Here is a 2,963-nt window from a genome sequence, read left to right as displayed (position 1 = left end):
GATCTACAGCTATACTCCCACCACTCAGGTCGTCACGCCCGACAAGACCACCCCGACCATCCCCGCGGTCGTCCCCGTCAAGCCCGTGACCCCAGTCGACCCGGTGGATCCCGTAGACCCAGTCGATCCGACCCCCACCCTCACCGGTACCAATATCGTCGGCACCAGCCGCGCCGAAGTCATCATCGGAACCACCGGCGACGACATTCTGAAGGGCGCAGGCGGTAATGACACCCTGCTCGGTATCTCGGGCTATGACACGCTTAATGGCGGTGCGGGTGATGACGTTATCCAAGCCATTCAGCCCGCCTATGTCTATGGCGGCACTGCCATCATCATCGAGTCGCCCAGCAAGACGATGAGCATCGACGGCGGCGACGGCTACGATATCCTCACCCTGAAGGTGCAGGCCGACATCGATCTGATGGATGAAGGCAACGAGGAAGGCGGAACCTACGGTTCCATCGATGCCCACATCACCAATGTCGAAAAGCTGTTTGTCGAAGTCAGCGCCCTTGATGGCGGCACCCTGGGGCTTTATGGCAGCAACGCCTCTGCAGCCCAGTTGGGGCAGATCAATCTGGTCGGTATAGTCGACCATCTTCATGTTCAGATGCTGGGCGAAGGGGAATCCTTCAACGTCAATGCCACGCTTCTGACCGGCAACAATGAGTTCAGCGGCTCCGGCGGCGGCGATACGATCATTGCCGGTTCAGGCAACGACACGATCCATGGCGGCTGGGGCGACTACGATGTGCCCGGCGATTTTCTGAGCGGCGGCGACGGCAACGATTGGATCAGCGCCGGGGCCTCCAACGATACGATTTATGGCGGCACGGGCAACGATACGATCAACGGCGGTGGCGCCGCCGATTATATCGATGCCGGAACCGGCAACGACCGGATCGAAATGCGCTGGAACGGCGAAGGCAACCCCGCCAATGGCACCACGATCCTGGGCGGCGCGGGCATCGATACGCTGGCGCTTTATGTCTCTTACGGCACCTATGGCTCGCTCCCCAGCGGCGCCTCCCTTTCCGGCATCGAAGTGCTGGAGCTTGGCGCGGTGTCGAGTGGCGGCGCCCGCTACGACTTCGATTTTGGCGGCATGGGCGACATGCGGATCGCGGTGACGACCTGGCTGACTGAACTCAACATCAACGCCAACAACGCCACCAAGGGCAATATCGTCGATTCCTGGCACAACAACATCGACGATCTGTCCATCACCGGCGGCAAGGGTAACGACACGCTGATCCTCGGCTACCTCGGCGGCGAAGGCAGCGGTGAAGCGGGCTATGTCACCGGCGGTGACGGCAATGATCTGATGCTGATCAAGGGGCTCGAATTCACCAACGCCCATATCGATGGCGGCGCGGGTAACGATACGCTGATCCTCAGCGGCGGCGGTTCTGTCAGCAACATCAACCTGGGCAGCGGCACCGACCTCGTGCGCGTGTTGATGAACGACAATTATGAATCCACCTTCGGCCTCTATTCCGGGTCGGTCGGCGTGGATCGGCTTGAGCTTTATATCAATAGCGACGCCGTCACTAACGCCAACCTGACCATCCAGGATAATGTCATCGCCCCCGGCAGTACCTTGACCATCCAGGGCTACGGTCAGGCCGGTGACATTGATTTCTATCAGGCGGGATCGGGCGTCGGCCTAGGCAACGTCAAATCCTCCCTGGGCCTCGGCGGCACGACCGTCGGCGTGAACATCAATGCGAGCTCCCTTCCCAGTAATCAGTCGATCAGCATTGTCGGCGGGTTCGACGGCAATGATTCGATCACCGCTGGGGCCGGGACTGATTTCATCAATGCCGGCAAGGGCGGCGATTACATCTTCGGTGGCGACGGTAACGACAAGATTTCCGGCGGCGACGGTGATGATTTCATCAACGGCGGATGGGGTGTCGACAGCATCTATGGCGGTGCTGGTGCCGATACGATTTCCGACAATCATGGCGGCGGCCTTATAGACGGCGGCGCGGACAATGATTCAATTAATGTCGAAGGTGCGTCGGTCACCGGAACGAACTACACGATCAGTGGCGGCGTCGGCTCCGACTACATCTATGGCAGCAGCTATGGCGAATCGCTCAATGGTGGCGCCGGCAGCGATACGATCTATGCCGGTAACGGTAGCGACACCATCAATGTGTCTGGCAACGTGAGCGGCGACGCGGACAACATCACCGGTGGCGGTGGGGCAGACAGCTTTGTCGGCGCGATGAGCAGCAACGGCCTCACCAATTTCTATTACACCAACACGTCAGAGGGCGGCGACGTCTTCGCTAACGGCGCGTTCAGATCAGCCAACGCTCAGATTATCCTCGACGGCGGAGCCTTCTCCAGCATCGACTCGTCTCACGTCAAAGCCATTTCAGGCAGCGGCACCTACAATGGCGGCTCGGGTTACAGCTTTGACGGTGGAGCCTATGCGCTGCTCTATACCGACACAGACACAGGCAAGGTCAGCCTTATCATTGACGAAAATGGCAATGATACCTCCAGCGGTTATGCGGTCCTGGTATCCGACTTCGGCAACAACTCCGTTACAACGGCCGATATCACGACCTCCTACATGCCTTGATCGATCTGCCATGGAACGACGGGAAAGGGCGCCTTCGGGCGCCCTTTTTTTGCTCGGCACCCAGATACCGCACATAGACTGACCCAACACTTCGGGGCGAATTGCGCCAATGTTTCAATGGCGTTGTAAAAATGAAGACTGACCTCTCCCTTAAGATGGCAGTTTTTCTGTCCTCTGAAGTCAAATCGGTCCGCTTAGTTAATTTCGTTAAGTCTCAAATTTCTTCTCGACATGTTCCGCTCCCGAACCGATTATCCGACCCTATCGGTCATGATATGTTTCGGGGAGTGTGTGCAATGGATGGTGGCAGCGATTTAAGCCTGCTCGCGCAGGCTTCAGGTGCTCAGGCCATTGGGCGTATCGA

The 2,963-nt window shown here is 58.5% G+C and carries 2 protein-coding genes; both read left to right on the top strand.

Annotated elements, in window-relative coordinates; translation table 11 throughout:
• Nucleotides 1–2,599, top strand: a 2,599-nt coding sequence (locus ACFSM5_RS19430; RefSeq protein ID WP_379878256.1) for a beta strand repeat-containing protein, incomplete at its 5' end; no start/stop codon positions are given.
• A 131-nt stretch (nucleotides 2,600–2,730) separates the two neighbouring features.
• Nucleotides 2,731–2,963 (top strand): hypothetical protein (locus ACFSM5_RS19425; protein ID WP_379878255.1); only part of this gene is annotated, 233 nt, incomplete at its 3' end.

Origin of the sequence: Lacibacterium aquatile (genome assembly GCF_042683105.1) — a bacterium.
Taxonomy (GTDB): Bacteria; Pseudomonadota; Alphaproteobacteria; order Elsterales; family Elsteraceae; genus Lacibacterium; species Lacibacterium aquatile.
Note: the sequence above shows the minus strand (reverse complement) of the source record. Positions and strands in the feature narration are given on the sequence as shown.